We start from the raw sequence: 24,083 nt of genomic DNA on the forward strand, positions 1-24,083 counted from the left end.
GCCTCCGTGTTCGTATTTTGTCGCCGCCCCCGCACGGCTGCCCCTTACTCTGCACGGTACACGCACGGCGAACGGGTTCGCCCCACGCGGAGTACCCCTCAGCGGCCCAGTTCACCGCGTAATCCGGTACGCACCAGCGCCGCGTGCAGCCGCTGCGACAGTGCCTGCAGCTCACGGGCGGTCTCGGCGGCACGAGCGCGGGCCGCCGGGTCCTGCTGGCGCACCAGCGGCGCCAGCAACTGGGTGAACAAGCCCACCTCGCGGTCGGACGAGTTCTTGAAGGCACGCAGATGACGCACCTCCAGGCCGTACTGGGTCAGGCCGACGACCGCCTCGACGATGATCACGGCGTCGGCGTCGTACCACCCCGGCGGGCGGGCGGTGACCAGGCCGATCTGCTCCAGCTCGGCGAGCAGGGCCTCGTCGACCCCGGTCCGCTCCACCAGGTCGGCCTTCTGGATCCGGGCGTCCGCCGGGTCGACGGCCCGCGGAGCGCCGACCGCCACCAGGGTGGGGCGCTGCGGGATCACCGGCTCCTGCTCCATCCGGTCCAGCTGCTCCCGGATCACCCGCAGTGGCAGGTACTGATCGCGCTGGGCGGTCAGGACGAACCTCAGCCGGGCCACGTCGTTCCAGGAGTACTTGCGGTACCCGGAGGCGGTACGTTGCGGGTCGACCAGACCCTCCGCCTCCAGGAACCGCAACTTGGAGATCGTGGTGTCGGGGAACTCGGTGCGCAGATGGGCCAGCACCTCCCCGATGCTCATCAGCGCATCCTCGCGCCCACCCTGGGGACGCGAGGCCCCCGGGTCGCGCGCGGCAGCCCCCGACGCCGTCACGCCCGGCCGCCCTCACCTTCCGGTCGCGGGCCGGCGATGAACACCAGCCGGAACTTGCCGATCTGGACCTCGTCGCCGTTGCTCAGCGTCGCGGCCTCGACCCGCTCCCGGTTCACATACGTACCGTTCAGCGAGCCGACGTCGCGGACCGTGAAGGTCCCGTTGTCCCGGTGGAACTCGGCGTGGCGCCGGGAGACCGTCACGTCGTCGAGGAAGATGTCACTGTCCGGGTGCCGACCGCTGGTCGTCACGTCGTGGTCGAGCAGGAACCGGGCACCCGCGTTGGGGCCACGGCGCACGACCAGCAGCGCCATGCCGGGCGGCAGCGAACCGGACATCCGGCTCGGCACCACGTCGGTCTCGGGACCCTCGAGCACCTCGTCGAGAGCGCCAAGGTTCAGCGTGGACGTGACGTCGAGCGGGGGGAACTCGTCGTCTGGGCGCGTCATCGGACCACCTCACGGATCAGTTGGTCGTCGCCACCGCCGGCGCGATCGTGGGTGTCACGATCACGCCGAAGCCTCACGGCCCGACGCACGACTATCGGTTTCAAAGGGATAACACTTCTGCTTGTGCCCCGCGAGCCTAGTCAGCGCCAATATCGCGGGGCAACCGGACGCGCGGGCGTCCGGGGGATCTCGTCGATCCTTGGGAATCAGTTCTCGGTCAGCGCCTGGTACGCCGCGGCGTCCAGGAGCGTCCCGAGCACGGCGGGATCCTCGGGTGCGATCTCGACCAGCCATCCGGCCGCGTACGGCTCCGCGTTGATCAGCTCGGGCTCGTCGCCCAGCGTGTCGTTGCGCGCCACCACGGTGCCGGCGATCGGCGCGTAGATCTCCGAGACGCTCTTGGTCGACTCCACCTCGCCCAGCGAGTCACCGGCCTGCACCGCGGTGCCGACCTCGGGCAGCTGCACGAAGACGATGTCACCGAGCGCGTCCTGCGCGAAGTGGGTGATGCCCACCCGCACGGGGCCGGTGCCGTCGCCGGACACCCACTCGTGCTCCGCGGTGTACCGCAGATCCTCAGGAATCACGCTTCCTCCGTTGCGCCCGTTGTCCTGGCCACGTGCCCGGTCAGGAGACCGGGCGCGCGTACTGCAAAGCCGAAGCCTTACGCACCGCAGTCACATCGACCGTGGACTGCGAGGCCATGGTCACGCTACCGCCGTCACTCTTCACCGACGCGACCACCCCGCCCGGGATCTGCAGCGCGGTGCTCATGGTGTCGGCGGGACCGATGACGAGCAGGTGGAACGGCCCGGTCAGCCGTACGCCGTCGGCGATGATGCCACCACCGGCCGCGTCGACGAAGTAGGTGTTCGCCACGATGCGTACCGAGGTCGCGTTCGTGCCGTTGAGCTGCATCACCTCACCGCCCGAACCCCGCAGCTCCTGCACCGCGTTGAGCACATCCGAGGACTTGACCTGGTCCATCACGATCTCCAGGCCCGGTCCGCGGCCGGGGATGGTGCCGGCCAGCAGGCCCAGCTCCTGGCTGCGCTTGTTCGCCTCCTCGAGCGCCGCCTCGCGACCCTCGACACCCGAGGTGAGCTGCTGTTTGCTCTTCTCCAGGGTCTCGATCTCGGAGGTCAGCCGGGTGTCCCGCGCCTCCAGGTCGGAGAGGATCCGGACCAGGTCCTCCTGCCGCGCGGTGGAGAGACCGGTGTCCGCGTCGTTGCTCTGCAGCTGCACCACGAGCGTGAAACCGAGCAGCGCCAGAAGCACCCAGATGAGCGTCCCCGCGGGCGCCGGCCGCTTGATCCGCCGCTGCGGCGGCTCCCCCGGATCCGCGGTGTGATCGTGATCGGGGTCATGATCGACATCGAGATCCGCCGGATCGGGTGACGTGGGATTCGTCTCAACATCAAGATCATTTTCGGGTACGTCCGGAGCCGGGCTCTCCCCGCCCTCGGACGGCGGCCGTTCGGCTTCCTCGCGGTCGGTCATCGCATCCTCACGCACGGAACAGGTGACGGCGGATCGCCGCGACATTACCGAAGATCCGCACGCCGAGCACCACCACGACGCCGGTCGACAGCTGACCGCCGACGCCGAGCTGGTCGCCGACGTACACGATCAGGGCCGAGACCAGCACGTTGGAGATGAACGACACCACGAACTGCTTGTCGTCGAAGATGCCGTCGAGCTTGGCGCGCACCCCGCCGAACACCGCGTCCAGGGCCGCCACCACCGCGATCGGCAGGTACGGCACCAGCTCCGGCGGGACCGCCGGGTGGATCACGATGCCCAGCAGGACACCCGCGAGCAGGGCGAGTACCGCGATCATTTGCCGCCTTCCGACGGTGGTGAGCCGGACGGGACGTCCGAGGGGGTTTCGGTGCCGGGCTCGGTGCCGGGCTCGGTGCCGGGCTCGGTGCTGGAGTCCAGGCTCGGCTCCACGCTGGGCTCGGCGACCCGCAGCTTCGGCTCGGTCGCGGCCTCCAGCGTCACGCTCTTGACCTTGGCGACGTCGTACGACATGCCGTACCGGGAGGCGAGCACCTTGAAGAACTTGCCGGCGTACCCGTCCTGGAAGTCGCCCGCCAGGCTGTCCGGGCCGATCGCGACCACCTCGTACGGCGTGGTCACCGGCCGCAGGTCGACCAGGATCGCCTCACCCGCCTGCCGGATCGTCGAGGTGGCGGTCAGCCGCTGCCCGTTGACCGCGATCGCCTCGGCGCCGGCCGACCAGAGCGCGTTCGCCGCGAGCTGCAGATCGGTGTCCTTGACCTGCCCCTCGGTCCGCCGCTCGCCGGTCACCGCGTCCACCGAGGTGGGCCCGTCCGCCAGAGTGATCTTCGCGCCGGAGCCCTCGACCGCGGCCAGCCCGGTCGCCGCCTCCAGGTCGCGCAGCCCGGTGACCGCGCCACCCAGCTCCCGCTCCCGCAGCGCGGCCACCTCGTCGGCGAGCGTGTCCGCCCGGTCCTGCAACTGCTGGGTCTGGTCCCGGCGCTTCTCCACCTGGGCGATCAGCGTCTCGCGGGCTTTGGTCCGGGACGGCTCCTCGGCGACCGTCTGCTGGTACGCCACCACGAGCAGGAACCCGATCGCGCCCAGCGTCACCGCGGCGATCCCTCGGACCGTGTGCTTGCGGGCGCCGGTCCGGCCGTTGCCCGCGGCGCGCCGGGCGGCCGCGTCGGCGTACCCGGGGTCGAGGGGATGCTGGAACAGCTGGGTGAGAAAGTCCGGACCGTACGTACGCTTCCCGGCCGCGCTCCCGTCCGGGTCCGGCGGCCGCTCCGCGCCGGCCCCGGCGGAGTCCCCGAGGCTGAGCATCCGCCCGAGCCGGCGGAAGGGGCTCTCGGGTCTCCCGGCGTCTCCGGGCATCTCGGAGTCTCCGGGTATCTCAGAGCCGCCGGGCATCTCAGAGCCGCCGGGCATCTCAGAGCCGCCGGGCATCTCAGAGCCGCCGGGCATCTCGGTGTCGCCGGTGCTCATGACGCGACCGGCCGGGCGGCCTCGGGTCCGTTCCGGTCGGCGCGCAGCAGCTGCGCGGTCTGCATCAGGTAGAGCGCCGCGGCCGCCCAGTACAACCCGAGCGCCCACCAGGCGATCCCCCAGCCCAGCGGCGAGGCCCACCCGTCGATCGAGGGCACCGCCGTGGCCAGCAGGATCACCGGGAAGGCGGCGAGCAGCATGAACGTGCCGGTCTTACCGACGTAGTGCACGGGCGGCGGACCGTACCCGTGGCGGCGCAGCACCAGCAGGGCGACGCCGAGCACCACCTCGCGCAGCAGCAGCGCGCCGGTCAGCCACCAGGGCACCACCTCGCGCAGCGTGAACCCGATCAGCGTGGCCAGGATGTAGAGCCGGTCCGCGAACGGGTCCAGCAGCTCACCGAGGCGGCTCACCGAATTCATCCGGCGGGCGACGTACCCGTCCACCCAGTCGGTCGTTCCACCCAGCGCGAGCACGATGACCGCCGCGACGTCGTGCTGGGGGCCGAGGAGCAGGTACAGGAAGAGCGGAACGCCGAGCAGCCGGATGAAGCTGATCACGTTGGGGATGGTGAAGATCCGGTTAGAGGTCTCGATGGACGGCGCAGGCTGCTGCGACATCGCGACGACTTCCTCTCCCCCTAGGCCGGGCCCCCGCCCGGCTCCTAGCGTGCGGGCGACGCCGGCGGTTCCCGGCCGCCGGGGCACGACGGTGCCCGTTGTCGCTCGCCGGGCCACTATAACCACCCGCCCACGACTACTGGACGCGCCGTCACGAGCGCCACGCCCGCTAAGTCGTCCTAGGAGGCTAGCTCACTCTCCTGGCTGGCGCTCCGGGGTGTGTCCCGGACCGGGACACACCCCGGAGGACCAGCCACAACCGCGACCGCTCCGCCCGGCCCGGCCCCGCGCGGCCTCGCCTCGCCCCACCTGACCCGCCCACGCCGTGCCGCTCGACCCGCCCGCGCCGCGCCGCCCAGCCCGACCCGGCCTGGCCCGGCTCTGCGCCGGCCGTGCCGTCCGTGCCGTGCCGTTCGAGGGTGGCCGGGGGCTCGGGTGGGCGGGCGCCGGAAAAGCGCGAAGAGACACGCAGGGTGGTGTCAGTTGGCATGGTGTCAATTGAGACGTCAAGCTGTATGGCGTGCGAGCGACGACTCTCTCCCTCACCAGCGTGGACGAAGCCAGGGACGTCCTGGTCCGAAACTTCTACGCGATGCGGGTGGACGTACTGAACCCGCTGCCGGACTGGTCGGCGCGCTTCGCGGTCGGTGGCGACGCCGGGGTCACCATCGGCGACCTGCAGTTCGGGGTGGACGTCCGGATCGACTCGGGCGAGCTGGGCGCCTACCACGTCAACCTGCCACTGACCGGCGGGATGACCTTCCACCAGGGAAGCGACGACCCGCGCCGCGCGACGCCCCGCAGGGCCGCGGTGTTCCAGCCGGTCGGCGACACCATCGTGGACCGGTGGGACCACGACTGCCGGATCCTCGCTGTCAAGATCGACCGCGCCGACCTGGAGAACCAGCTGGAGCGGATCCTGGACCGCCCGGTACGCGGCCCGCTCGACCTGCATCCCGATCTCGACGTGACCACCGGCCCCGGCGCGAGTTGGACCCGCCTGCTGCGTTTGGTCGCCGCCGACGCGGGAACGCCGGAGGGGCTGACCGGCCACCCGGTCATCGGGGCACGGTTGAGGGAGAGTCTGGTGACCGGATTCCTGTTGGCCACCGGCCACCGCTACCGCGACGAGCTGGAGAGCCAGCGCCCGGCCCTGGCCGCCCCGGGCGCGATCCGCCGGGTGGTCGAGGCGATGCGCGCCCAGCCGGGCCGCCCGTTCACCGTGGCCGACCTGGCCGCCATCGCCGGCGTCGGCTCCCGGGCCCTCCAGCAGAGCTTCTCCCGGTACGTCGGCATGCCCCCGATGGCCTACCTCCGCCAGATCCGGCTGGCCCTGGTCCACGACCGCTTACGCACCGCCGACCCGGGCCGCGAGACGGTGGCCCAGGTGGCCTACCGCTTCGGCTTCACCCATCTGGGCCGTTTCGCCGCCGCCTACCGCTCCCGCTACGGCGTCACCCCCTCCGACACCCTCCGCAAGTAGCCACGCCACACGCACCGCTCGCGCCGCACGCCACCCATCCGACAGATATTCACGAAATGTCGGAGATATCCGGCGGACGGGCACGGATCAGCGGCGGCCGCGGCGGGCTCGGACGTAGTCGTCGATGACGTAGCGGCCCAGTTCGTCGGCGGAGGGGCTGAAGACGCGGCCGCCGTTGCGCTTGGCGACCGCGCCGACGAAACGTTGCAGGCCCGGGTCCTCGCCGAGCATGAAGACGTTCATCGTGGCGCCGTACCTGGTCAGCAGGTCGACCTCGCGGACCGTGGCCTGGATCGTCTCGCGCAGCGGCGGCCACCAGAACGTCGCCTCGCCCTCCTCGTCCAGGTGCGCGGTCGGCTCGCCGTCGGTGACCACCAGCACCACCGGCTCGGCGCCCGGATGACGCCGCAGGTGGCGGCCGGCCAGCTTCAGGGCGTGCTGCAGGTTCGTGCCCTTCTCCATGGTCGGCTCGATCGCGGCGAGCTCGCCCTGGGAGAGCGCGAGAGCGTACTTCCCGAAGCCGATGATCTGCAGCGAGTCCTGCGGATACTTCGTGGCGACCAGCTGGGACAGGGCCAGGGCGGTCTGCTTCATCGGGCCCCAGCGCCCGTCGGCGAACATCGAGTACGACAGGTCGACGCAGAGCGCGACCACCGCCGACGAGCGGTTCTCGGTCTCGGCGACCTCGAAGTCCTCGGGCTTCAGCCGGACCGGGGTGCCGGGGGCACGGCGGAGAGCGTTGCCCACCGTACGCACCACGTCGAGCGGCTGCTCGTCGCCGAACTCCCAGCGCCGGGAGGAGCCGATCAGGTCACCGGCCGCGCCGGCGTCCCGCATGTCGTGCTCGCCGCGTTTCCCGGCGACGTCCTGGAAGATACGGCTCAGCGCGGTCTGGCCGAGACGCCGCAGCGCCTTCGGGGAGAGCGTCAGCCCCTCGCCGTCGCGCTCCACCCAGCCCTGCCGGCGCAGTTCCCGTTCCAGCTCGCGGAGCCGGCGCAGGTCGTCCGCCGCGGACCGGCCGAGCTGGCGCTCCACCGAGTCCACGTCGACGTCGTCCAGGGTGGCGCCCGGGTGCTCCTGGTCCAGCTGGTCGATCAGCTCGTCCAGGTCGGCGATCTCGCCGAGCACGGCGGCCGCGTCGCCGTACCCGAGATCGCCGGAACCACGCACCCGCTCGCCGCGGCCCCAGTCGAGGCCGGGGCGCAGCGCGCGCAGGTTGTCGGTGAGCTCGGCCATCCGCCCGCGCAGCGGCCCGTCGCCGAGCGCCTGGTCCATCAGGCTCTGCAGCTCCTCGCGCTGCTGCGGGCTGAGCGAGCGCATCAGGCGCTCCGCGGCGGCCGCCTGACGGGCGAGCGAGTCGATCAGCTCGTCGACGTTCCGCGGGTCGTCCGGGAAGAACCGGCCGTGTTTCGCCATGAACTCCCGGAACGCGTCCTCGGTGTCCTCGCCGCGGGCGTGCTTCCCCAGCAGAGCGTTGAGATCGCCCACCATATCCGAGATTTCGGATAAATCGCCAGACTGCAGCGCCTGCTTCATCCCGGCGAACCGCTGCTGGACGACCTCGTTCCGCAGTCCGTCGAGAATCTGCTGGTAGATAGCCTGCGCTTCGGATGATGCCCAGTCATATCCGGACAGCTCCGACACCGCCTGCGACGTGGAACGCGGCAACGAGTCCAGCACGGCCTCGCTGAAGCGCGCGTCGTCGTCCCGGGCCCGCAGCGCGTCCCGCTCGGCCGCGAGGGCCTGGTCCAGCATCTGGCGGGCCCGGGTGACCGCGCCGTCCAGGTTGCCCCGCCGCATCGCGTCCCGGCGCAGCCGGCGGGCCCGGTCCCGGAGGGAGTCCAGGCCACGGCCGTCCCGGGGACCGCGCCGGATCAGGTCGCGGAGCGCGTCGCGCAGGCTGTCGCCCCGCATGACCCGCTCCCCCATCTCGTCGACGGCGGCGCGCACGTCGTACGGCGGCGCGAGCGGGTCCGGCCCGTCCCGCCATGCTCCGTACCGGAAATTGTTCTTGCTCATGAGCCGTAGAGGGTGCGGCCGTCGTCGGTCATCTCCTTGGCCAGGCGACGGGTGAGATGCAGCCCCTCCAGCACGAACTCCACCCCGGAGGCCGCCTGCCCCTGACTCGGCGCGTCGCCCAGGCCGAGCCGGTCCAGGACCTTCGCCAGTCCCGGTACGGTCCCGATCTGGCGCAGCAGCTCCTCGGCGCTGACCAGGTCACCGGTCTCGACGATGGCGCCCTCCGCGACGATGTCGGTGAACCCGGAGAGGTCCAGCCCGGCCAGCCGTGCCCGGAACGTCTCGGCGGTCGCCACCCGCAGCAGGTGGGCCAGGATCTCGGTCTCCCGCCCCTCCTCGCCGCTCTCGAACTCGACCTTGCCGCGCAGCGTGGAGGTGACCGAGACGGTGTCGCAGATCCGGGCCACCGCCTCGCGCTCGCCGCGCAGCCCGGAGCGGCGCAGCGCGGAGGCCGCCACCGTCTCGGCCGCCGCGATCGCGAAGCGCGCCGAGACCCCGGAGCGGGCGTCCACCGACGACGACTCGCGGACCGCCCGGGTGTAGCGGGCCAGCACGTCGATCAGGTGTTCCGGCACGGTCGCGACCAGCGCCGCCTCCTGCCGGATCAGGGCGGTCTCCAACTCCAGGTCGACCGGGTAGTGCGTGCGGATCTCGGCGCCGAAGCGGTCCTTGAGCGGGGTGATGATCCGGCCCCGGTTGGTGTAGTCCTCCGGGTTGGCCGAGGCGACCAGCAGCAGGTCGAGCGGGAGCCGGAGCTGGTAGCCGCGGACCTGGATGTCGCGCTCCTCCAGGACGTTGAGCAGCGAGACCTGGATGCGCTCGGCGAGGTCGGGCAGCTCGTTCACCGCGAAGATGCCCCGGTTGGTGCGCGGGACGAGACCGAAGTGGATCGTCTCCGGGTCGCCCAGGGCACGGCCCTCGGCCACCTTGATCGGGTCGACGTCGCCGATCAGGTCGCCGACGCTGGTGTCCGGGGTGGCCAGCTTCTCGCCGTACCGCGCGGAGCGGTGCAGCCAGGAGATCGGCAGCAGGTCGCCGGTCTCGGCGGCGAGCCGCACCGAGGCCGGGGTGAGCGGGTGGTAGGGGTGTTCGTGCAGCTCGGACCCGGTGATGTACGGGGTCCACTCGTCCAGCAGCCCGGCCAGGGCCCGGATCAGGCGGGTCTTGCCCTGGCCGCGCTCGCCGAGCAGCACCATGTCGTGGCCGGCGAGCAGGGCCCGCTCGACCTCGGGCAGCACGGTGTCGTCGTAGCCGACGATGCCGGGGAAGCGGGTCTCGCCGGAGCGCAGTCTCTTGAGCAGGTTGTCGCGCAGCTCCTCCTTGACCGTGCGGAACGCGTGCCCGGAGGCACGCAGCTCACCCACGGTGCGGGGCAGGCCGGCGGGAGGTTCGAGGATGATCGCGGTCGGCGCCTCTGTCACCGCGAGAACGCTACTCCGCACTCGTGACGGTCGGCGACTGTGATCTTTCCCAGACACGGAGGGCCAGACCCGCGGGATTGGCTCTGGGCACGGCCGTCTGCCGCGCGGCACGCTTCGTTCCATGATTTCCAGGTACGCCGCATTCACTGAGGATCCGGCCGGCGGCAACCCCGCGGGCGTCGTTCTGGACGCGTCGGAGTTCGACGACGCGGCCATGCTGAGGATCGCCGCCGAGCTGGGCTACTCGGAGACCGCGTTCGTCACCGGCCGCCCCGAGGGCGCGTACCGGGTGCGCTACTTCAGCCCGCTCACCGAGATCCCGTTCTGCGGCCACGCGACGGTGGCGACCGCGGTGGCGCTGGGCCCCGGCGATCACCTGTTCCGGACCAACGCCGGCGACGTGCCGGTCACCGTCGACGACGCGGGCGTGGCGACGCTGATCAGCGTGGCACCCTCGGTCCGGCCTCTCGATCACCTCACCGAGCTGCTCGCCGCCCTCGGGTGGCCGGCGGGGGACCTGGATCCGGCGCTGCCGCCCCGGGTCGCGTACGCCGGAGCGCACCACCCGATCGTCGCCGTGACGAGCCGCAAGCGGCTCGCCGGGCTGGACTACGACGTGCCCGCCCTGAAATCCCTGATGACCGAGCGGGACTGGACCACGATCCAGCTGGTCTTCCGGGCGGGCGAGGACACCTTCGACGTGCGGAACCCGTTCCCGGTCGGCGGGGTCTACGAGGACCCGGCCACCGGAGCCGCGGCGGCCGCGCTCGGCGGGTACCTGCGTGAGCTGGGCCTGGTGCCGGACGACGCCACGCTGCTGCTGCGGCAGGGCGACGACCTGGGCCGGCCCAGCCGGATCACGGTGCGACTGGTTCCCGGGGAGCCGGGGGTGCGGGTGAGCGGGGCGGCAGTACCGATGCCATAGACGTCATCGCCGGGTCGAACCGGGTCCAGACGCCCTTGCCCCGGTGCTTCGAGGCGTACATGGCGATGTCCGCGTCCCGGGTCAGCGAGGTGTAGTCGGCGGCCGGCGTCGCGGTCGCGATGCCGATGCTGGTGTTGGCCCGCACGGCGTCCTCGCCGAACGGCACCGTCGCGGTCATGGTGGCCAGGATCCGCTCGGCGGTCGCCTCCGCGTCCCCCGGCCGGCAGTCCCGGAGCAGCACCGCGAACTCGTCGCCGCCGAGGCGGGCCACCAGGTCCCCGGAGCGCACCGAGTCCCGCAGCCGTCCGGCGACGGCGATCAGCAGCTCGTCGCCGGCCGCGTGCCCGAGGGTGTCGTTGACCTGCTTGAACCCGTCCAGGTCGACGAGGATCAGGGAGACCGAGCCGACCGGGTCGGCGGCGAGCGCGGTGCACGCCTCGACCCGGAAGTGGGTCCGGTTCGCCAGCCCGGTCAGGTCGTCGAAGAGCGCCTGGTGCCGCAGCCGGGCCTCGTGCTCGCGCAGCTCGGTCAGCGTGTGGTCGAGCTCCCGGAGCAGCCGGTTGTTGTCGTGGAACGCGGCGAGCTGCCGGGCCACCACCAGCCCGATGATCACGCCGAAGCCGACGACCACGCCCCAGAGCCGGGCATCGCGCATCCTCCCGTCCGGCAGCACCACGAGCAGGGTCACGAAGACCACCACGATCGACCCGTACGGCAGCAGGCTGTAGGGCCGCCGCCGGCGCGCGCCGAACGCGGTGTGGTCGAAGCGGGCGACGATCTCCTGGTTACGGGGACCGATCGCGACCAGCAGCGACGGGAGCAGCCGGATCGCGAAGACGTACGCCGGCAGGTGCCCGCTGCCGCTCGGGGCGACGAAGAGCCCGATGCTGTTCACCACGGCCGACGCGATCATCGGGATCGCGGCCGCCTTGTGCATCGGGGCGTTCCCGCTCAGGATCATCTTCACCGCGGCGAACGCCGAGGTCAGCACGACCGCGCCGGCCGCGAGCGTGCCGATCAGGTTGGTGTCGCCGGTCGGGTCCGGGCTGTACGCGAAGACCCACGCCACCACCACGCCGCCGACCAGCACGGTCGCCGAGTCCAGCCAGAAGGCGAGCCGGTCCGGGCCGGTCCTGTCCGGATGCGGGTGGATCAGCATGCCGATGATGAGCAGGCTCAGCGCGGTCGCGAAGCACACGGTCTGCACGATGCCACCCGCGGTGCTCCCCTCCCCCGGCGTGGCGAGCGCGATCACCGTCTGGACCACGTCCCCGGTGAGGAAGAGCGTCGCGCCGACACCCATCAGCCGCCAGAACCGGCGGTTCGGGCCCTCGGCGATCCGGTACACCCGCCACGAGGCGTAGACCAGCAGCGCGTCGAGCGGCGGCTGGGCCATCCAGAAGACGTTGACCTGCATGTCCGGGACCGCGCTCAGGACCTCCATGAGCACGATGGCGAGGAGCGTCCACGCGATGGCGCCCAGGACGGCCGGGTCACGCCGCATCGCGGAGACAGCCTGCATCCTGGTCACGAGGGGTTGATCGGCGCTCCACCCGGTGTCATTAGGATTGCCGGTTGATGAGCGCCACTCTGATCGCCAAGGAACTCGCCGCCGGGCACGGCGACCGCACCCTCTTCACCGGGCTCGACCTGGTCGTCGCGCCCGGGGACGTCGTCGGGCTGGTCGGCGTGAACGGGGCCGGTAAGACCACGCTGCTCCGGACGCTGGCCGGGATCCTGCCCTCGGAGAGCGGAGGCGTCACGCTGAGCCCGCCCACCGCCAACGTCGGGTACCTCCCCCAGGAACGCGAACGGCGGGCCGACGAGACCGTGCGGGACTTCCTGGCCCGCCGCACCGGGGTGGCCGCCGCGCAGACCGCCATGGACGCCGCCGCCGAGGAGCTGGCCACCGGTGTGCCCGGCGCCGACGACCGGTACGCCGCCGCGCTGGAACGCTGGCTCGACCTGGGCGGCGCCGACCTGGACGAGCGCGCCTCCGCCGTACTGGAAGACGGTCTTGATCTTGATCTGGACCTGCCGATGGCCGCCCTCTCCGGTGGCCAGGCGGCCCGGGCCGGGATGGCGTCGCTGCTGCTCAGCCGGTACGACCTCTACCTGCTCGACGAGCCGACCAACGACCTGGACCTCTCCGGCCTGGCCCGGCTGGAGGAGTTCGTCCAGGGGCTGCGCGCCGGGCTCGTGGTGGTCAGCCACGACCGCGAGTTCCTCACCCGGACCGTCACCAAGGTGCTCGAACTCGACCTGCACCAGCAGCAGATCCACCTGTACGGCGGCGGCTACACGTCCTACCTCGAGGAACGCGACCGCGCCCGGCGGCACGCCCGCGAGGAGTTCGAGGAGTACGCCGACAAGAAGGAGGACCTGCTCGAACGCGCCCGGATGCAGCGGGCCTGGGCGGACAAGGGCGTCCGGAACGCGCGCCGCAAATCCCCGGACGGCGACAAGAAGTCCAAGGGGCTGCGCAGCGACAGCAGCGAGAAGCAGGCCGCGAAGGCCCGCCAGACCGACCGGATGATCGAGCGCCTCGAGGTGGTCGAGGAGCCGCGCAAGGAGTGGGAGCTCCGGATGGAGATCGCCACCGCCCCGCGCTCCGGCGCCGTGGTGGCCACCCTGCGCGACGCCGTCGTCCGGCGGGGCGACTTCACCCTGGGCCCGGTCACCCTGCAGATCGACTGGGCCGACCGGGTGGCGATCACCGGCGCGAACGGCGCGGGCAAGTCCACGCTGCTCGCCGCCCTGCTCGGCCGGGAGCCGCTCACCTCCGGCGCGGCCCACCTCGGCTCCGGCGTGATCGTCGGCGAGGTCGACCAGGCCCGGGGCCTCTTCCTCGGCGGGGAGCCGCTCGCCACCGCGTTCGGCGCCGCCGTCCCGGACTGGAACGACCCGGACGTGCGCACCCTCCTCGCCAAGTTCGGCCTCCGGTCCGCGCACGTGCTGCGCCCCGCCGCGTCGCTCTCCCCCGGCGAGCGGACCCGGGCGGCGCTCGCCCTGCTCCAGGCCCGCGGCGTGAACCTGCTGGTCCTCGACGAGCCGACGAACCACCTGGACCTCCCGGCGATCGAGCAGCTGGAGTCGGCGCTGGAGTCGTACACCGGGACGCTCCTGCTGGTCACCCACGACCGCCGCATGCTCGACGCGGTCACCACCAACCGCCACCTGGAGGTCGCCGATGGCAGAGTCACCGGTTGACCTCCTCAGACAGACCCTTCTCCGGTACGCCGACACGGACGAGTCGGTCACCGGCGCCGCCTTCACCGGTTCACACGCCGTCGGCGAGGACGACCGGTGGTCCGACACCGACCTGGTCCTCGCCGTCCGGGGCGACCTCGCGCCGGTGCTGGACCGCTGGACGGCCCGGCTCTCCGCTTCCCACGGCGCGGTGCACCACTGGGACGTACCGTCCGGCCCGGCCATCATCCGGGTCTTCCTGCTCCCGGGCTGGCGGGAGGTGGACCTGACCTTCGCACCCGAGTCCCACTTCGGCCCGCGCGGCCCGCAGTGGCGCACCGTCTTCGGCTCCCCGCGCGACCTGCCCCCGTTCCCACCACCCGACCGGAACACCCTGGTCGGCATGGTCTGGCACCACGCCCTGCACGTCCGGCTCTGCCTGCGCCGGTCCCGTTCCTGGCAGGCCGCCCACTGGATCGAGCAGCTCCGCGCCCACCTGATCACGCTGGCCTGCCTCCGCCTCGGCCTGCCCTTCCACTACGCGAAGGGCGCCCACCTGCTGCCGGAATCGGTCACCGCCCCGCTGGCCGCCACCCTGGTCCGGGACGTCGGCGAGCCGGAGCTGAGCCGCGCGTTCGCCGCCCTCCTGGACGCGACCGCCACCGAGCTGGAGCTCTCCGACCCGGCGACCGCCACCCGTCTGCTCCCGATGCTGACCACCCTGCGCTGACCACCCTGCGCTGACCACCCTGTGCGGACCACCCCGTGCTGACCACCCTGCGGTGACCCGGTCTCGCGGCCGGCACCCGGACACGTAACCGCCACGCCATTCCGCACGCCGACGCCGGCCGCGCGCTCCGCACCCGCCAACCGTGCAACCGGCACCGGCCTGTGCAGGCGAGTCCTCGGGTGCGCGGGTACCCACCGGTGCGCGGCAGCGGATCTTCCTGGCTGGTCTCCAGGGATGTCTCCGCCGCCGCGAGACACCCCTGGAGACCAGCCAGAACCGCGCGGCTGGGCCCTACGGGTGCGTCGAGCGGCCCGAGAGACCCGTACGCGCCAGCCACGGACGTTCGGCTGGCGTGCAGGGGTGTGTCGCGGCGGCAGAGGCACCCCTGTGGGCCAGCCGGATCCGGGCGGGCTCGGCGGGCGGCCGGCGCAGTACCGCGCGCGGGTGACCGGGGGCGTCAGGGGGTGAGGCGGGTGGTCAGGGTGGGGACGCCGTCGCCAGTGAGTTCGGGGAGGACGATCGGGCGGCCGCACAGGGCGAGCATCACCGCCTCGGCCTCGCCGGCGACCGTCGGGCCGGTGCCCGAGGACCAGTCCAGGTCGGTGGCCTCGAAGCGGAGACCCGCCAGGCGCTTCCTCGTGACGAAACCGGCCGGGCGGCTCTCCGTGCCGCCGGTCAGGAACTCCAGGGCGAGGCGCAGGCGGTCGGGGCGGAGCCAGTTCGCCAGGCCCAGCGGGCGGCGGATGTCCTGCCCGTGGACCTGCAGGTCGGTGAGCGGGCCGTGGTAGCCGACCAGCGGCGGTTTGAACGGGTTCGTCGCGTTCTCCCGCAGGGTCGCGGCCAGCTCCGCCGGTGAGCGGGCGGCCAGCCGGCGGGCCAGGACGGTGTTCGCACGGTGCACGTTGAACCCGCCGCGGACCAGGGCCGGGAGGAGCCACGAGCGTGGGGCGGCCACCGCCGCGGTGACGTGGCCGATCACCTCACGGACCGACCACTCGCCGCACAGGCTCTGCGTGGCCAGCTGCTTCTCGTCGAGCGCCTCGACCAGGTCGGCCATGCCCCGGCGCTCGTCCGCGATCATCTCCAGGATGTCCACACCGGACACCCTAACCGCCTCTCCCCCAAGATCACCGCCGACGAGCGACAAGATCGCCGCCAGCGGTGAACCGGCAGAGCCGTGACCCGGTGGGAGCCGTGACCCGGTGGGAGCCGTGACCCGGTGGGAGCCGTGACCCTCCGGGGGGGAGCCGTGACCCGGGAGGAGCCGTGAGCCCCCGGGGGGGAGCCGTGACCCGAAGTGAACAGGGCGGAAGGACACCGGCGGGCGCGTCAGGTGGCGAGGAAGGGTGCGCTCGCCTGGCCCTCGTTGGCCGAGCGGTCAAGACCGGTCAAGCAGTACGTCGCCCCGGTGGCCGGCGGGGACGGGTCGGCGACCTGGGCGCCCGCGCGGCCGGTGGACACGAGCGTCGCGCCGGCTCCGGTCGTACGGTAGAGCGCCCAACTGACCGCCCCCGGAGCGGAGGTCTCCAGGACCAGCCTGGTCCCCTCGCGGCGAGCGGCGGTGATCACCGGCGTGGCCGGAGGCGCGGCGGCCGCCAGGCGGGACAGCCGGGGCAGCAGCGCCGGTGACGCATAGTGATTCTTCCGGTAGCGGGCGTTCGCACCGAGTTTATTGGCGCGGATCTGCTTGGCACTGAAGTGGACCTGGCCGTTGACGCCGTACTTCTCATTCAGCGCGAGCTCCCGGTCGAGCATCGCGGGGTTGCTCCAGCCGTCCTTCTTCTCGCCGACGCGGTAATCCGCCATCCCGATGTAGAGCTGCACGTTCGTGCCCTTGACGGTGTTCGTCCACCACGGCAGCAGCTTGGCGTAATCGGCCTTGGCGAAGCCGATCGTCCAGTACAACTGCGGGACGATGTAGTCGAGCCAGCCCTCCTTCACCCATTTTCGGGTGTCGGCGTAGATCGCGCTGTACGCCTCCAGTCCGGAGGAGTCCGAACCGAGCGCCGACGAGCTCTTGTTGCGCCAGATGCCGAACGGGCTGATCCCGAACTTCACCCACGGCTTGACCGCCTTGATCCGGGTGTACACCTCGCGGACCAGCGTGTTCACGTTCTCCCGGCGCCAGTCGGCCTTCGACTTCCCGCCGCCGTACTTCGCGAACGACGCATTGTCCGGAAAATCCTGACCCGCTTCCGGGTACGGGTAGAAGAAGTCGTCGAAATGCACCCCGTCGACGTCGTACTTCTGGACCGCCTCCATCATCGCGTCCTCGACGTACTTGCGGGCGGCCGGATTTCCCGGGTCGAAGTAGAACCGGCCGTTCTTCCCGGTCGGATAGGCGATCCGCCATTCCGGGTGCTTGCGCAGCGGATGGTTCGCGGCGAGTTTGGCGACCGACGTGCCCGCGCCGCCGCCGGGTGCCGGCTGTGTTCCCCGGTACGGGTTGAACCACGCGTGGAACTCGAGGTTCCGGGCGTGTGCCTGCTCGACCATGAAGGCCATCGGATCCCAGCCGGGCGAGGTGCCGTCCAGCTTCCCGGTCAGCCAGTTCGACCACGGAGCGTAGGCGGAGGGCCAGAACGCGTCGCCGCTGGGGCGTACGTGCACGAAGATGGCGTTGTGGTTCTGCGCGACCGCCAGGTCCAGCCATGTCAGGTACTCGGCCTTGACCTGCGCCTGGCTCAGCCCCGGTTTACTCGGGAAGTCGATGTTGTAGACCGTGGTCAGCCACATCCCGCGCAGTTCCCGGGTGGCCTGCAGCGGCTGCCCGTCGCAGGACCCGGTGGTGCCGACAACGCCGGCGACCGCCGAGCCGCCGACGACCGGCGCGGTCCCGGCCGGTGTGTAGACGGCCGCCCGGACCAGCCCGGCCCCCACTCCCAGGACGGCGATCAGGCCGGAGATCAGGAACAGGGGCAGGCGGAACCGCTTCACGGGAGCACCGATCGGTAGACGGCCATCGTCTCCTCCGCGATCCGTGACCAGCTGAACTTCTCCACCGCCCGCCGCCGTCCGTTCCGGCCCAGCCGCTCGGCGAGCGCGGGGTCGGTGAGCACCCGGGTCAGCGTGGACGCCAGGTCGGCGACGAACTTCTCCGGGTGGACCGGGGTGCCGGTGCCGTCCTCGACCTGCTCGATCGGGACCAGCAGGCCGGTCTCGCCGTCCGCGACCACCTCGGGGATGCCGCCGGTGGCGGTGGCGACGACCGCGGTCTCGCAGGCCATCGCCTCCAGGTTGACGATGCCCATCGGCTCGTAGACCGAGGGGCAGACGAAGACCGTGGCGTGCGTGAGGACCTGGATGACGTCCTGCTTGGGCAGCATCTCCTGCACCCAGATCACGCCCTCCGGGTCCCGCGCGTCCTTGAGGTCCCGCGCCAGGTCGGCGACCTCCGCGGCGATCTCGGGGGTGTCCGGCGCGCCCGCGAGCAGGATGATCTGCACATCCGGCGGCAGATCATGACAGGCCCGGATGAAGTACGGCAGACCCTTCTGGCGGGTGATCCGCCCGACGAAGACGACACTGGGCCGGGAGCGGTCGATCCCGAGCCGCTCGACGACGTCGGTGCCGGAGTCGGGGGCGTAGAGCGCGGTGTCGATGCCGTTGTAGACCACGTGGATCCGGTCCGGGTCGACGGCCGGGTAGGCGCGGATCACGTCGCGGCGCATCCCGCCGGAGACCGCGATGATCGCGTCGGCGTTCTCGATCGCGGTCCTCTCGCAGAACGAGGAGAGCGCGTAGCCCCCGCCGAGCTGCTCCGCCTTCCACGGGCGCAGCGGCTCCAGGCTGTGCGTGGTCACCACGTGCGGCACACCGTGCAGCAGCTTGGCGGTGTGCCCGGCGAAGTTCGCGTACCAGGTGTGGCTGTGCACGATGTCGGACCCGGCGCAGCCCGACGCCATCGCGAGGTTGACCCCCATGGTGCGCAGCGCCGCGTTGGCGCCGTCCAGCGTCGCCGGTTCCGGGTACGCCGTCACCCCGTCCTCGGTGCGCGGCTGCCCGAAGCAGTGCACCCGGACGTCGGCGAGACTCCGCAGGTCACGGGTGAGGTACTCGAGGTGCACACCGGCGCCGCCGTACACCTCCGGCGGGTACTCACGGGTCAGGAGGTCTACACGCACAGGATCTGCCACGCACCGCAGGATAGCCGCCGGGCTTCAACTCCGGCCCGTCCCGGCCGATATACCGTCATGTGAAATCCTGGGTCTGGCTCGGCTACCTGCTCATCGGCACGGTAGTGACCGGCGTCGCGCTCGGCCGCGGTGAGCCGTGGGGCGAGTGGGTCGCCTGTGGCGTCCAGATCAGCGCCGGGCTCGGCATCGTCGTCGGCATCCGGCTGTTCCGCCCGGCCCGCGCCGTCTTCTGGTGGATGCTCGCCGGCTCGACGCTGGGCTTCGCCGGGGCGACCGTCGCCAACGAGGTGATCCACGCGGAGGCCCTCGGCATCGTCCTGCTCTACGCCGCGTTCGGCCTCTCCACCGCGGCCCTGGTCCAGCGGGTCCGCGAGTGCACCCCGGCCGGGCAGTCCCGCCCCAACGTCATCGACGGTCTGGTCGTGATGGTCGGCATCCTGGCCGGCACCTGGTCGCTGATCACCGGCCCGGTGGTGGGCGCCCGGTGGGGTCAGGAGGGGCAGATCACGATGATCTTCGCCTTCGCGCTGCTGGACCTGATCCGGATCGCGGCGGCGATCGTGCTGCTGCTGGTCGGCGGCGCCCGCAGCCCGGCACACCGGCTCGTGGTGGCCAGCACCGTGATCCAGTTCCTCGGCGACGTGGCGCTCGCCGCCGACACCGCCAACGACATGAACCTGCCCGCGGCCTGGCGGCACGGCCTCTGGGTGATCGGCAGCCTGCTCACCACCGCGGCCGCGCTGCACCCCGGCATGGCCCGGACCGAGCTGAGCGACGCCACCAAGACCGTCTCCCGTACGCGACTCGGCGTCTTCATCGTGCTCGCCGTCCTCAACCCGGTGCTCACCGGCGGTACGGCCGTCCTGGGCGTCGGCCGGCCCGCCCCGGGTGGTGACGGACCGGCCCCCGGCGGCATGGGCGGCGGCATGGGCGGCGCCCCGCCGGACATGACCGTGTCCAGCACCTTCAACATCTTCGTGGTGCCGACCATCCTCAGCGTCGCGGTGAGCGTGCTGCTGGTGCTGCGGATGGGCATGCTCGGCACGGTCGCCCAGAACCGGGCCGCCGAACTGGACGCGCTCCGCTCCCAGCTGGAGCACCGGGCCACCCACGACCCGCTGACCGGTCTGGGCAACCGGGCCGCGCTCACCGAGGACCTGACCCGGGCCATGACACGCCGGCACGGCGAGCGCGGCTGGCTGATGCTCGTCGATCTCGACGGATTCAAGCTGGTCAACGACACGCTCGGCCATCCGGTCGGCGACGAGCTGCTCGTCGCGCTCAGCGATGACTTCCGGGCGGCGCTTCCGGGCGGTACGGTGTCCCGGCTCGGCGGCGACGAGTTCGCGGTGCTGCTCCCCGACGACGGCGCCCCGGCCGCCGAGTACCGTGCCCAGGTTCTGCTGCGCGTCGCCGCGCTCGAGCACGTCCTCGCCGGCCATCCGGTGAAGGTCTCGGCCAGCGTCGGACTGCTGCACCTGGACGTCGTCGACTCCGTCTCGGCGGCGCTGCGCGAGGCCGACGTGGCGCTGTACGCCGCCAAGGCCGCGGGCCGCGACCGCTACCGGGTCTTCGAGCCCGCGATCGGAGAGGTGGCGACCCGCTGAACGGCAAGTATGCGGCCCGGCCCGTCGCCGCGCGGGCGCTCACCGCCCGGCCCTTCACCGCCCGGCCCTACGCCGCATGGCACGGGGTGCTGGCCGGTGGCCTGATCGCGGTCGCCGCGGTCCAGCTGTTCGCCGGCCCGGCCGCCGGGGTGGCGTTCCTCGCCCTGCAGATCGTCGGGACGGCCCTGACCGCCCGGGTGCCGAACCCCACCGTCGGCTGGCGGCTGCTCGTGGTCTCCCGCCTCGCCGGGATGATCGTGCTCTCCTGGTGGCTCGCCCTGGACAACCGCGGCCACCCGGCGCTCGGCACCACCGACTCCGGGCTCAGCATGGTCCCGCAGTACACGCTCTACGCGGTCGCGGTCCTGCTGATGACCCGGCGCCGCCGCTCCGGCAGCCTCGCCGAGAACGGCGTGGAGGCCGGCTCGCTGGTGCTCTGCCTCGCCATGCTGGCCTGGTCGTTCATCGTGCTGCCGTACCTCGGCGACCCCGGCTACCGGCAGGTCGACACGGCGCTCGCCACCCTCTACGCGGTGATCGACGTCGCGGTGCTGGCCGCCGCGCTGCGCGGCACCCGCCCCCGGTGCGGCGTGCCGGGCCGGCTGCTCGGCCTCTCCGGCCTGCTGATGCTCGGCGCGCACCTGCTCTACGCGGCCACCGGCGGCGCCGGCACCGGCCCGTTCCTGCCCGGCGGGCACTCGTTCCTGCTGATCCAGGTCGCCGGCGTGGTCGCCACCGCGGCCGCGGTCCACCCGCGCGCCCGTGACCTGGGCGTCCTCGGCAGTGCCGAGAGCGAGCCGATCCGGCGCGGGAAGCTCGCCGGGATAGTGGTCGCGGCGGTGGTCGGCCCGCTGGTCCCGGTGCTCGCCGCGCTGGCGCTGAACCGGTCGATGACCGCGGACCAGATCGTCCCGGCGGTGATCACCTCGGCGCTCTGCGTGCTGCTGGTGCTCCGGATCCTGCTGCTGGCGCGGCGTACCGGACAGCAGGCCGCCGCGCTGCGGGTCTCCCTGGCCGAGCAGGGTGACCTGCAGGAGCGCCTGGTGCACCGGGCCGGGCACGACGTGCTGACCGGGCTGGCGAACCGCGAGCTGCTGATCGAGAGGCTGGGTGGGTCGACGGCGCTGCTGCTGATCGCGCTGGACGGTTTCAAGGAGGTCAACGACACGTACGGCCACCAGGTCGGCGACGAGGTGCTGCGCCAGCTCGCCGGGCGGCTGCTGCTCTTCGCGAGCGACGCCGTGGTGGTGGCGCGCCTGGGCGGCGACGAGTTCGGGCTGGTGCCGGCCGATCCGGCGGGCGCCGCCGCGCTGGGCGAGCGGGTGCTGGAGACGATCTCCGCGGTGCCGCTCACCGTGGACGACCGGAAGATTCATCTCACGGCCAGCATCGGGCTGGCGGAGGCCGTACCCGAGAAGGGGTCGACGGCGAAGGAGAAGGTGCTCGGCGACGCGGATCTGGCTCTCCGGTCCGCGAAACGGGCGGGTGGCGCGCGGCTGGTGCGGTTCGACGAGTCGCTGCGTGCCGAGCAGAACGAGCGTGCCCGGATCGCCGCCGGTCTGCGCCAGGCCCTCGCCGACGGCTCGCTGTTCCTGCACTACCAGCCGGTGGTGGAGACCGCGACCGGCCGGATGCGGGCCGTGGAGGCGCTGATGCGCTGGAGCCCGGACGGTGTTCCGGTGCCGCCCGGCGTCTTCATCCCGGTGGCCGAGCAGTCCGGGCTGATCGTCGCGATCGGCACCCTGGCGCTGCGGCTGGCCTGCGCCCGGGGCGCCGAGTGGCACCGGCGGTTCGGCATCTACGTGACCGTGAACGTCTCCACCCACCAGCTGCGCGACCCGGTCTTCGGCGACACCGTGCTGGCCGTGCTCGCCGAGACCGGTCTGCCGCCGGCCGGGCTGGTCCTGGAGATCACCGAGTCGGTGCTGATCGACGCGGCGGACACCACGGTCCTGGAGCGGCTGCGCGAACGGGGCGTCCGGATCGCCATCGACGACTTCGGCACCGGGTACTCGTCGCTCGCCTACCTGCACCAGCTCCCGGTGGACATCCTCAAGATCGACCGCGCGTTCATCAGCCGGGACGCCGCGGTGATCCGGGCGATCCTGGAACTGGCCCGCAGCCAGGACATGACCACGGTCGCCGAGGGGGTGGAGACCGCCGAACAGGCGGCGATGCTCTGGGAGCTAGGATGCCCGTTGGTGCAGGGCTATCACTTCGCCCGGCCCTGCGATCCGGCGGTCATCGAGACCATGGCCGCCGTTCAGGAGAGCAGCAGCACCGCCGTTTGACCAAAGATGCGTGACACTTTGGGTGGCGGACGGGGCGGGCGGATATTAGCGTCCTTCCCATGGCTGTCAAGGTGCTTGCGATCGTTCTGGCTGGTGGAGAAGGCAAGCGCCTGATGCCCTTGACGGCGGACCGGGCCAAGCCCGGCGTGCCCTTCGGCGGCATCTATCGCATGATCGACTTCGTGCTGTCGAACCTCGCCAACGCGGGGTATCTCAAAATCGTCGTGCTGACCCAGTACAAGTCGCACTCGCTGGACCGGCACATCTCCAAGACGTGGCGGATGTCCACGCTGCTCGGCAACTACGTCACCCCGGTACCGGCCCAGCAGCGCCTCGGCCCCCGCTGGTTCGCCGGCTCCGCCGACGCGATCTACCAGAGCCTGAACCTGATCAACGACGAGTCGCCGGACTACGTGATCGTCTTCGGCGCCGACCACATCTACCGCATGGACCCGAAGCAGATGGTCAACGACCACATCGCCTCGGGCGCCGCGGTCACCGTGGCCGGCATCCGGCAGCCGCTCTCGCTCGCCGACCAGTTCGGCGTGATCGAGGTCGGCGCCGACGGCAAGCGCATCCAGGCGTTCCGCGAGAAGCCCCGGAACGCGGTCGGGCTGGCCGACTCCCCGGACGAGGTCTACGCGTCGATGGGCAACTACGTCTTCACCACCCGGGCCCTCTGCGAGGCGGTCTCGGCGGACGCGCAGAACCCGGACAGCAAGCACGACATGGGCGGCAACATCATCCCGATGCTGGTCGAACGGGGCGAGGCCAACGTCTACGACTTCCGCGACAACGACGTACCCGGCGCCACCGACCGGGACCGCGGCTACTGGCGCGACGTGGGCACGCTCGACTCGTTCTACGAGGCCCACCTGGACCTGATCGCCACCCTGCCGGTCTTCAACCTCTACAACCACGAGTGGCCCATCTTCACCAACTACGGCTCGTGGCCGCCCGCCAAGTTCGTGCACGGGTACGACGACCGGCAGGGCCGCGCCATCGACTCGATGATCTCGCCCGGCGTGGTGGTCTCCGGCGCCCTGGTGGAGCGATCGGTCATCTCACCGAACGTCCGGGTGAACTCGTGGGCCCACGTCGACGGCGCGGTCCTGATGGAGGGGGTGTCGGTGGGGCGGCGCGCGGTGATCCGCAACGCCATCATCGACAAGAACGTGACCATCCCGGAGGGCGCCCAGATCGGCGTGGACCTGGACCGCGACCGCAAGCTCTACACGGTCAGCGACAACGGCGTGGTCGTCATCGGCAAGGGCCACCAGATCGAACTCTGAGGCGTCCCCGGCTCTGTCGCCCACCCGGTTTCGCCGTCTCGGCGCCGGGTGGGCCGCTCGGGCCACGCCGCAGCCCCAGCCGGATTCCGAG

General features: G+C 71.9%; 20 protein-coding genes. 7 read left to right on the forward strand and 13 right to left on the reverse strand.

The window, feature by feature from the left end:
• Positions 1–98 precede the first annotated feature (98 nt).
• The 7 genes from AB0M08_RS25960 to AB0M08_RS25990 form a co-directional block, all read right to left on the reverse strand.
• Complete coding sequence (locus AB0M08_RS25960) at positions 99–767, reverse strand: MerR family transcriptional regulator (protein ID WP_364498175.1); 669 nt, start codon at positions 765–767, stop codon at positions 99–101.
• 68 nt (positions 768–835) lie between these two features.
• Complete coding sequence (locus tag AB0M08_RS25965; protein WP_364498178.1) at positions 836–1,288, reverse strand: FHA domain-containing protein; 453 nt, start codon at positions 1,286–1,288, stop codon at positions 836–838.
• 206 nt (positions 1,289–1,494) lie between these two features.
• Entirely contained in the window at positions 1,495–1,875 is a 381-nt protein-coding gene (gene gcvH / locus AB0M08_RS25970; RefSeq protein WP_364498180.1) for a glycine cleavage system protein GcvH, read from the reverse strand.
• 40 nt (positions 1,876–1,915) lie between these two features.
• Complete coding sequence (locus tag AB0M08_RS25975; RefSeq protein WP_364498183.1) at positions 1,916–2,788, reverse strand: DUF881 domain-containing protein; 873 nt, start codon at positions 2,786–2,788, stop codon at positions 1,916–1,918.
• A 7-nt stretch (positions 2,789–2,795) separates the two neighbouring features.
• On the reverse strand, positions 2,796–3,128 hold the full coding sequence (locus tag AB0M08_RS25980) for a small basic family protein (RefSeq protein WP_364498186.1): 333 nt from the start codon (positions 3,126–3,128) through the stop codon (positions 2,796–2,798).
• Positions 3,125–4,117, reverse strand: a complete 993-nt coding sequence (locus AB0M08_RS25985; protein WP_364498189.1) for a DUF881 domain-containing protein — start codon at positions 4,115–4,117, stop codon at positions 3,125–3,127. The genes AB0M08_RS25980 and AB0M08_RS25985 overlap by 4 nt, the downstream gene beginning before the upstream one ends.
• Positions 4,118–4,275: 158 nt before the next feature.
• A complete protein-coding gene (locus AB0M08_RS25990) occupies positions 4,276–4,899 on the reverse strand; it encodes a CDP-alcohol phosphatidyltransferase family protein (RefSeq protein WP_364498192.1) in 624 nt (207 codons plus the stop codon).
• 520 nt (positions 4,900–5,419) lie between these two features.
• Here AB0M08_RS25990 and AB0M08_RS25995 point away from each other — a divergent pair.
• Positions 5,420–6,382 carry an AraC family transcriptional regulator gene (locus AB0M08_RS25995; protein WP_364498195.1) on the forward strand — a complete coding sequence of 321 codons (963 nt, stop codon included), beginning with the start codon at positions 5,420–5,422 and terminating at the stop codon, positions 6,380–6,382.
• Positions 6,383–6,469: 87 nt separating this feature from the next.
• Here the strand turns inward: AB0M08_RS25995 and AB0M08_RS26000 are convergent, their stop codons facing one another.
• Both AB0M08_RS26000 and AB0M08_RS26005 read right to left on the reverse strand, forming a co-directional pair.
• Complete coding sequence (locus tag AB0M08_RS26000) at positions 6,470–8,401, reverse strand: VWA domain-containing protein (protein ID WP_364498198.1); 1,932 nt, start codon at positions 8,399–8,401, stop codon at positions 6,470–6,472.
• Complete coding sequence (locus AB0M08_RS26005) at positions 8,398–9,822, reverse strand: sigma 54-interacting transcriptional regulator (protein WP_364498201.1); 1,425 nt, start codon at positions 9,820–9,822, stop codon at positions 8,398–8,400. Before AB0M08_RS26005 ends, AB0M08_RS26000 begins: the two co-directional genes overlap by 4 nt.
• A gap of 121 nt (positions 9,823–9,943) precedes the next feature.
• Between AB0M08_RS26005 and AB0M08_RS26010 the strand changes: the two genes are divergently transcribed.
• Positions 9,944–10,747, forward strand: a complete 804-nt coding sequence (locus AB0M08_RS26010) for a PhzF family phenazine biosynthesis isomerase (protein ID WP_364498203.1) — start codon at positions 9,944–9,946, stop codon at positions 10,745–10,747.
• Here the strand turns inward: AB0M08_RS26010 and AB0M08_RS26015 are convergent.
• Entirely contained in the window at positions 10,680–12,269 is a 1,590-nt protein-coding gene (locus AB0M08_RS26015; protein ID WP_364498317.1) for a GGDEF domain-containing protein, read from the reverse strand. The genes AB0M08_RS26010 and AB0M08_RS26015 overlap by 68 nt on opposite strands.
• Positions 12,270–12,325: 56 nt before the next feature.
• Between AB0M08_RS26015 and AB0M08_RS26020 the strand changes: the two genes are divergently transcribed.
• On the forward strand, positions 12,326–13,957 hold the full coding sequence (locus tag AB0M08_RS26020) for an ABC-F family ATP-binding cassette domain-containing protein (RefSeq protein WP_364498206.1): 1,632 nt from the start codon (positions 12,326–12,328) through the stop codon (positions 13,955–13,957).
• Complete coding sequence (locus AB0M08_RS26025) at positions 13,938–14,666, forward strand: hypothetical protein (protein ID WP_364498209.1); 729 nt, start codon at positions 13,938–13,940, stop codon at positions 14,664–14,666. The genes AB0M08_RS26020 and AB0M08_RS26025 overlap by 20 nt, the downstream gene beginning before the upstream one ends.
• 457 nt (positions 14,667–15,123) lie before the next feature.
• Here the strand turns inward: AB0M08_RS26025 and AB0M08_RS26030 are convergent, their stop codons facing one another.
• The 3 genes from AB0M08_RS26030 to glgA form a co-directional block, all read right to left on the reverse strand.
• The gene (locus tag AB0M08_RS26030) at positions 15,124–15,762 is read right to left on the reverse strand and encodes a maleylpyruvate isomerase family mycothiol-dependent enzyme (protein ID WP_364498211.1); all 639 of its coding nucleotides are present in this window, start codon (positions 15,760–15,762) and stop codon (positions 15,124–15,126) included.
• A 233-nt stretch (positions 15,763–15,995) separates the two neighbouring features.
• Entirely contained in the window at positions 15,996–17,603 is a 1,608-nt protein-coding gene (locus tag AB0M08_RS26035; RefSeq protein WP_364498214.1) for a family 10 glycosylhydrolase, read from the reverse strand.
• On the reverse strand, positions 17,600–18,802 hold the full coding sequence (gene glgA, locus AB0M08_RS26040; protein WP_364498216.1) for a glycogen synthase: 1,203 nt from the start codon (positions 18,800–18,802) through the stop codon (positions 17,600–17,602). The genes AB0M08_RS26035 and glgA overlap by 4 nt, the downstream gene beginning before the upstream one ends.
• A 59-nt stretch (positions 18,803–18,861) precedes the next feature.
• Between glgA and AB0M08_RS26045 the strand changes: the two genes are divergently transcribed.
• The 3 genes from AB0M08_RS26045 to glgC all read left to right on the forward strand — a co-directional run bounded on the left by AB0M08_RS26045 (position 18,862) and on the right by glgC (position 23,992).
• Positions 18,862–20,409, forward strand: a complete 1,548-nt coding sequence (locus AB0M08_RS26045; RefSeq protein ID WP_364498219.1) for a GGDEF domain-containing protein — start codon at positions 18,862–18,864, stop codon at positions 20,407–20,409.
• An 86-nt stretch (positions 20,410–20,495) separates the two neighbouring features.
• Positions 20,496–22,700, forward strand: coding sequence for a bifunctional diguanylate cyclase/phosphodiesterase (locus AB0M08_RS26050; protein WP_364498222.1), 2,205 nt, complete (start codon positions 20,496–20,498; stop codon positions 22,698–22,700).
• Between the two features lie 59 nt (positions 22,701–22,759).
• The gene (gene glgC / locus AB0M08_RS26055) at positions 22,760–23,992 is read left to right on the forward strand and encodes a glucose-1-phosphate adenylyltransferase (protein WP_364498225.1); all 1,233 of its coding nucleotides are present in this window, start codon (positions 22,760–22,762) and stop codon (positions 23,990–23,992) included.
• Positions 23,993–24,083: the final 91 nt, after the last annotated feature.

The organism is Actinoplanes sp. NPDC051851 (assembly GCF_040681165.1).
Lineage (GTDB): Bacteria > Actinomycetota > Actinomycetes > Mycobacteriales > Micromonosporaceae > Actinoplanes.

Excerpts from the sequence above, each read along its gene's own strand:
- AB0M08_RS26010 (WP_364498203.1), top strand. The coding sequence starts at position 9,944 with ATGATTTCCAGGTACGCCGCATTCACTGAGGATCCGGCCGGCGGCAAC.
- AB0M08_RS25985 (WP_364498189.1), bottom strand. The coding sequence starts at position 4,117 with ATGCTCAGCCTCGGGGACTCCGCCGGGGCCGGCGCGGAGCGGCCGCCG.
- AB0M08_RS25965 (WP_364498178.1), bottom strand. The coding sequence starts at position 1,288 with ATGACGCGCCCAGACGACGAGTTCCCCCCGCTCGACGTCACGTCCACG.
- AB0M08_RS26015 (WP_364498317.1), bottom strand. The coding sequence starts at position 12,269 with ATGCAGGCTGTCTCCGCGATGCGGCGTGACCCGGCCGTCCTGGGCGCC.
- AB0M08_RS25990 (WP_364498192.1), bottom strand. The coding sequence starts at position 4,899 with ATGTCGCAGCAGCCTGCGCCGTCCATCGAGACCTCTAACCGGATCTTC.
- AB0M08_RS26025 (WP_364498209.1), top strand. The coding sequence starts at position 13,938 with ATGGCAGAGTCACCGGTTGACCTCCTCAGACAGACCCTTCTCCGGTAC.
- AB0M08_RS25960 (WP_364498175.1), bottom strand. The coding sequence starts at position 767 with ATGAGCATCGGGGAGGTGCTGGCCCATCTGCGCACCGAGTTCCCCGAC.
- glgC (WP_364498225.1), top strand. The coding sequence starts at position 22,760 with ATGGCTGTCAAGGTGCTTGCGATCGTTCTGGCTGGTGGAGAAGGCAAG.
- AB0M08_RS26000 (WP_364498198.1), bottom strand. The coding sequence starts at position 8,401 with ATGAGCAAGAACAATTTCCGGTACGGAGCATGGCGGGACGGGCCGGAC.
- AB0M08_RS26020 (WP_364498206.1), top strand. The coding sequence starts at position 12,326 with ATGAGCGCCACTCTGATCGCCAAGGAACTCGCCGCCGGGCACGGCGAC.
- AB0M08_RS25980 (WP_364498186.1), bottom strand. The coding sequence starts at position 3,128 with ATGATCGCGGTACTCGCCCTGCTCGCGGGTGTCCTGCTGGGCATCGTG.
- AB0M08_RS25975 (WP_364498183.1), bottom strand. The coding sequence starts at position 2,788 with ATGACCGACCGCGAGGAAGCCGAACGGCCGCCGTCCGAGGGCGGGGAG.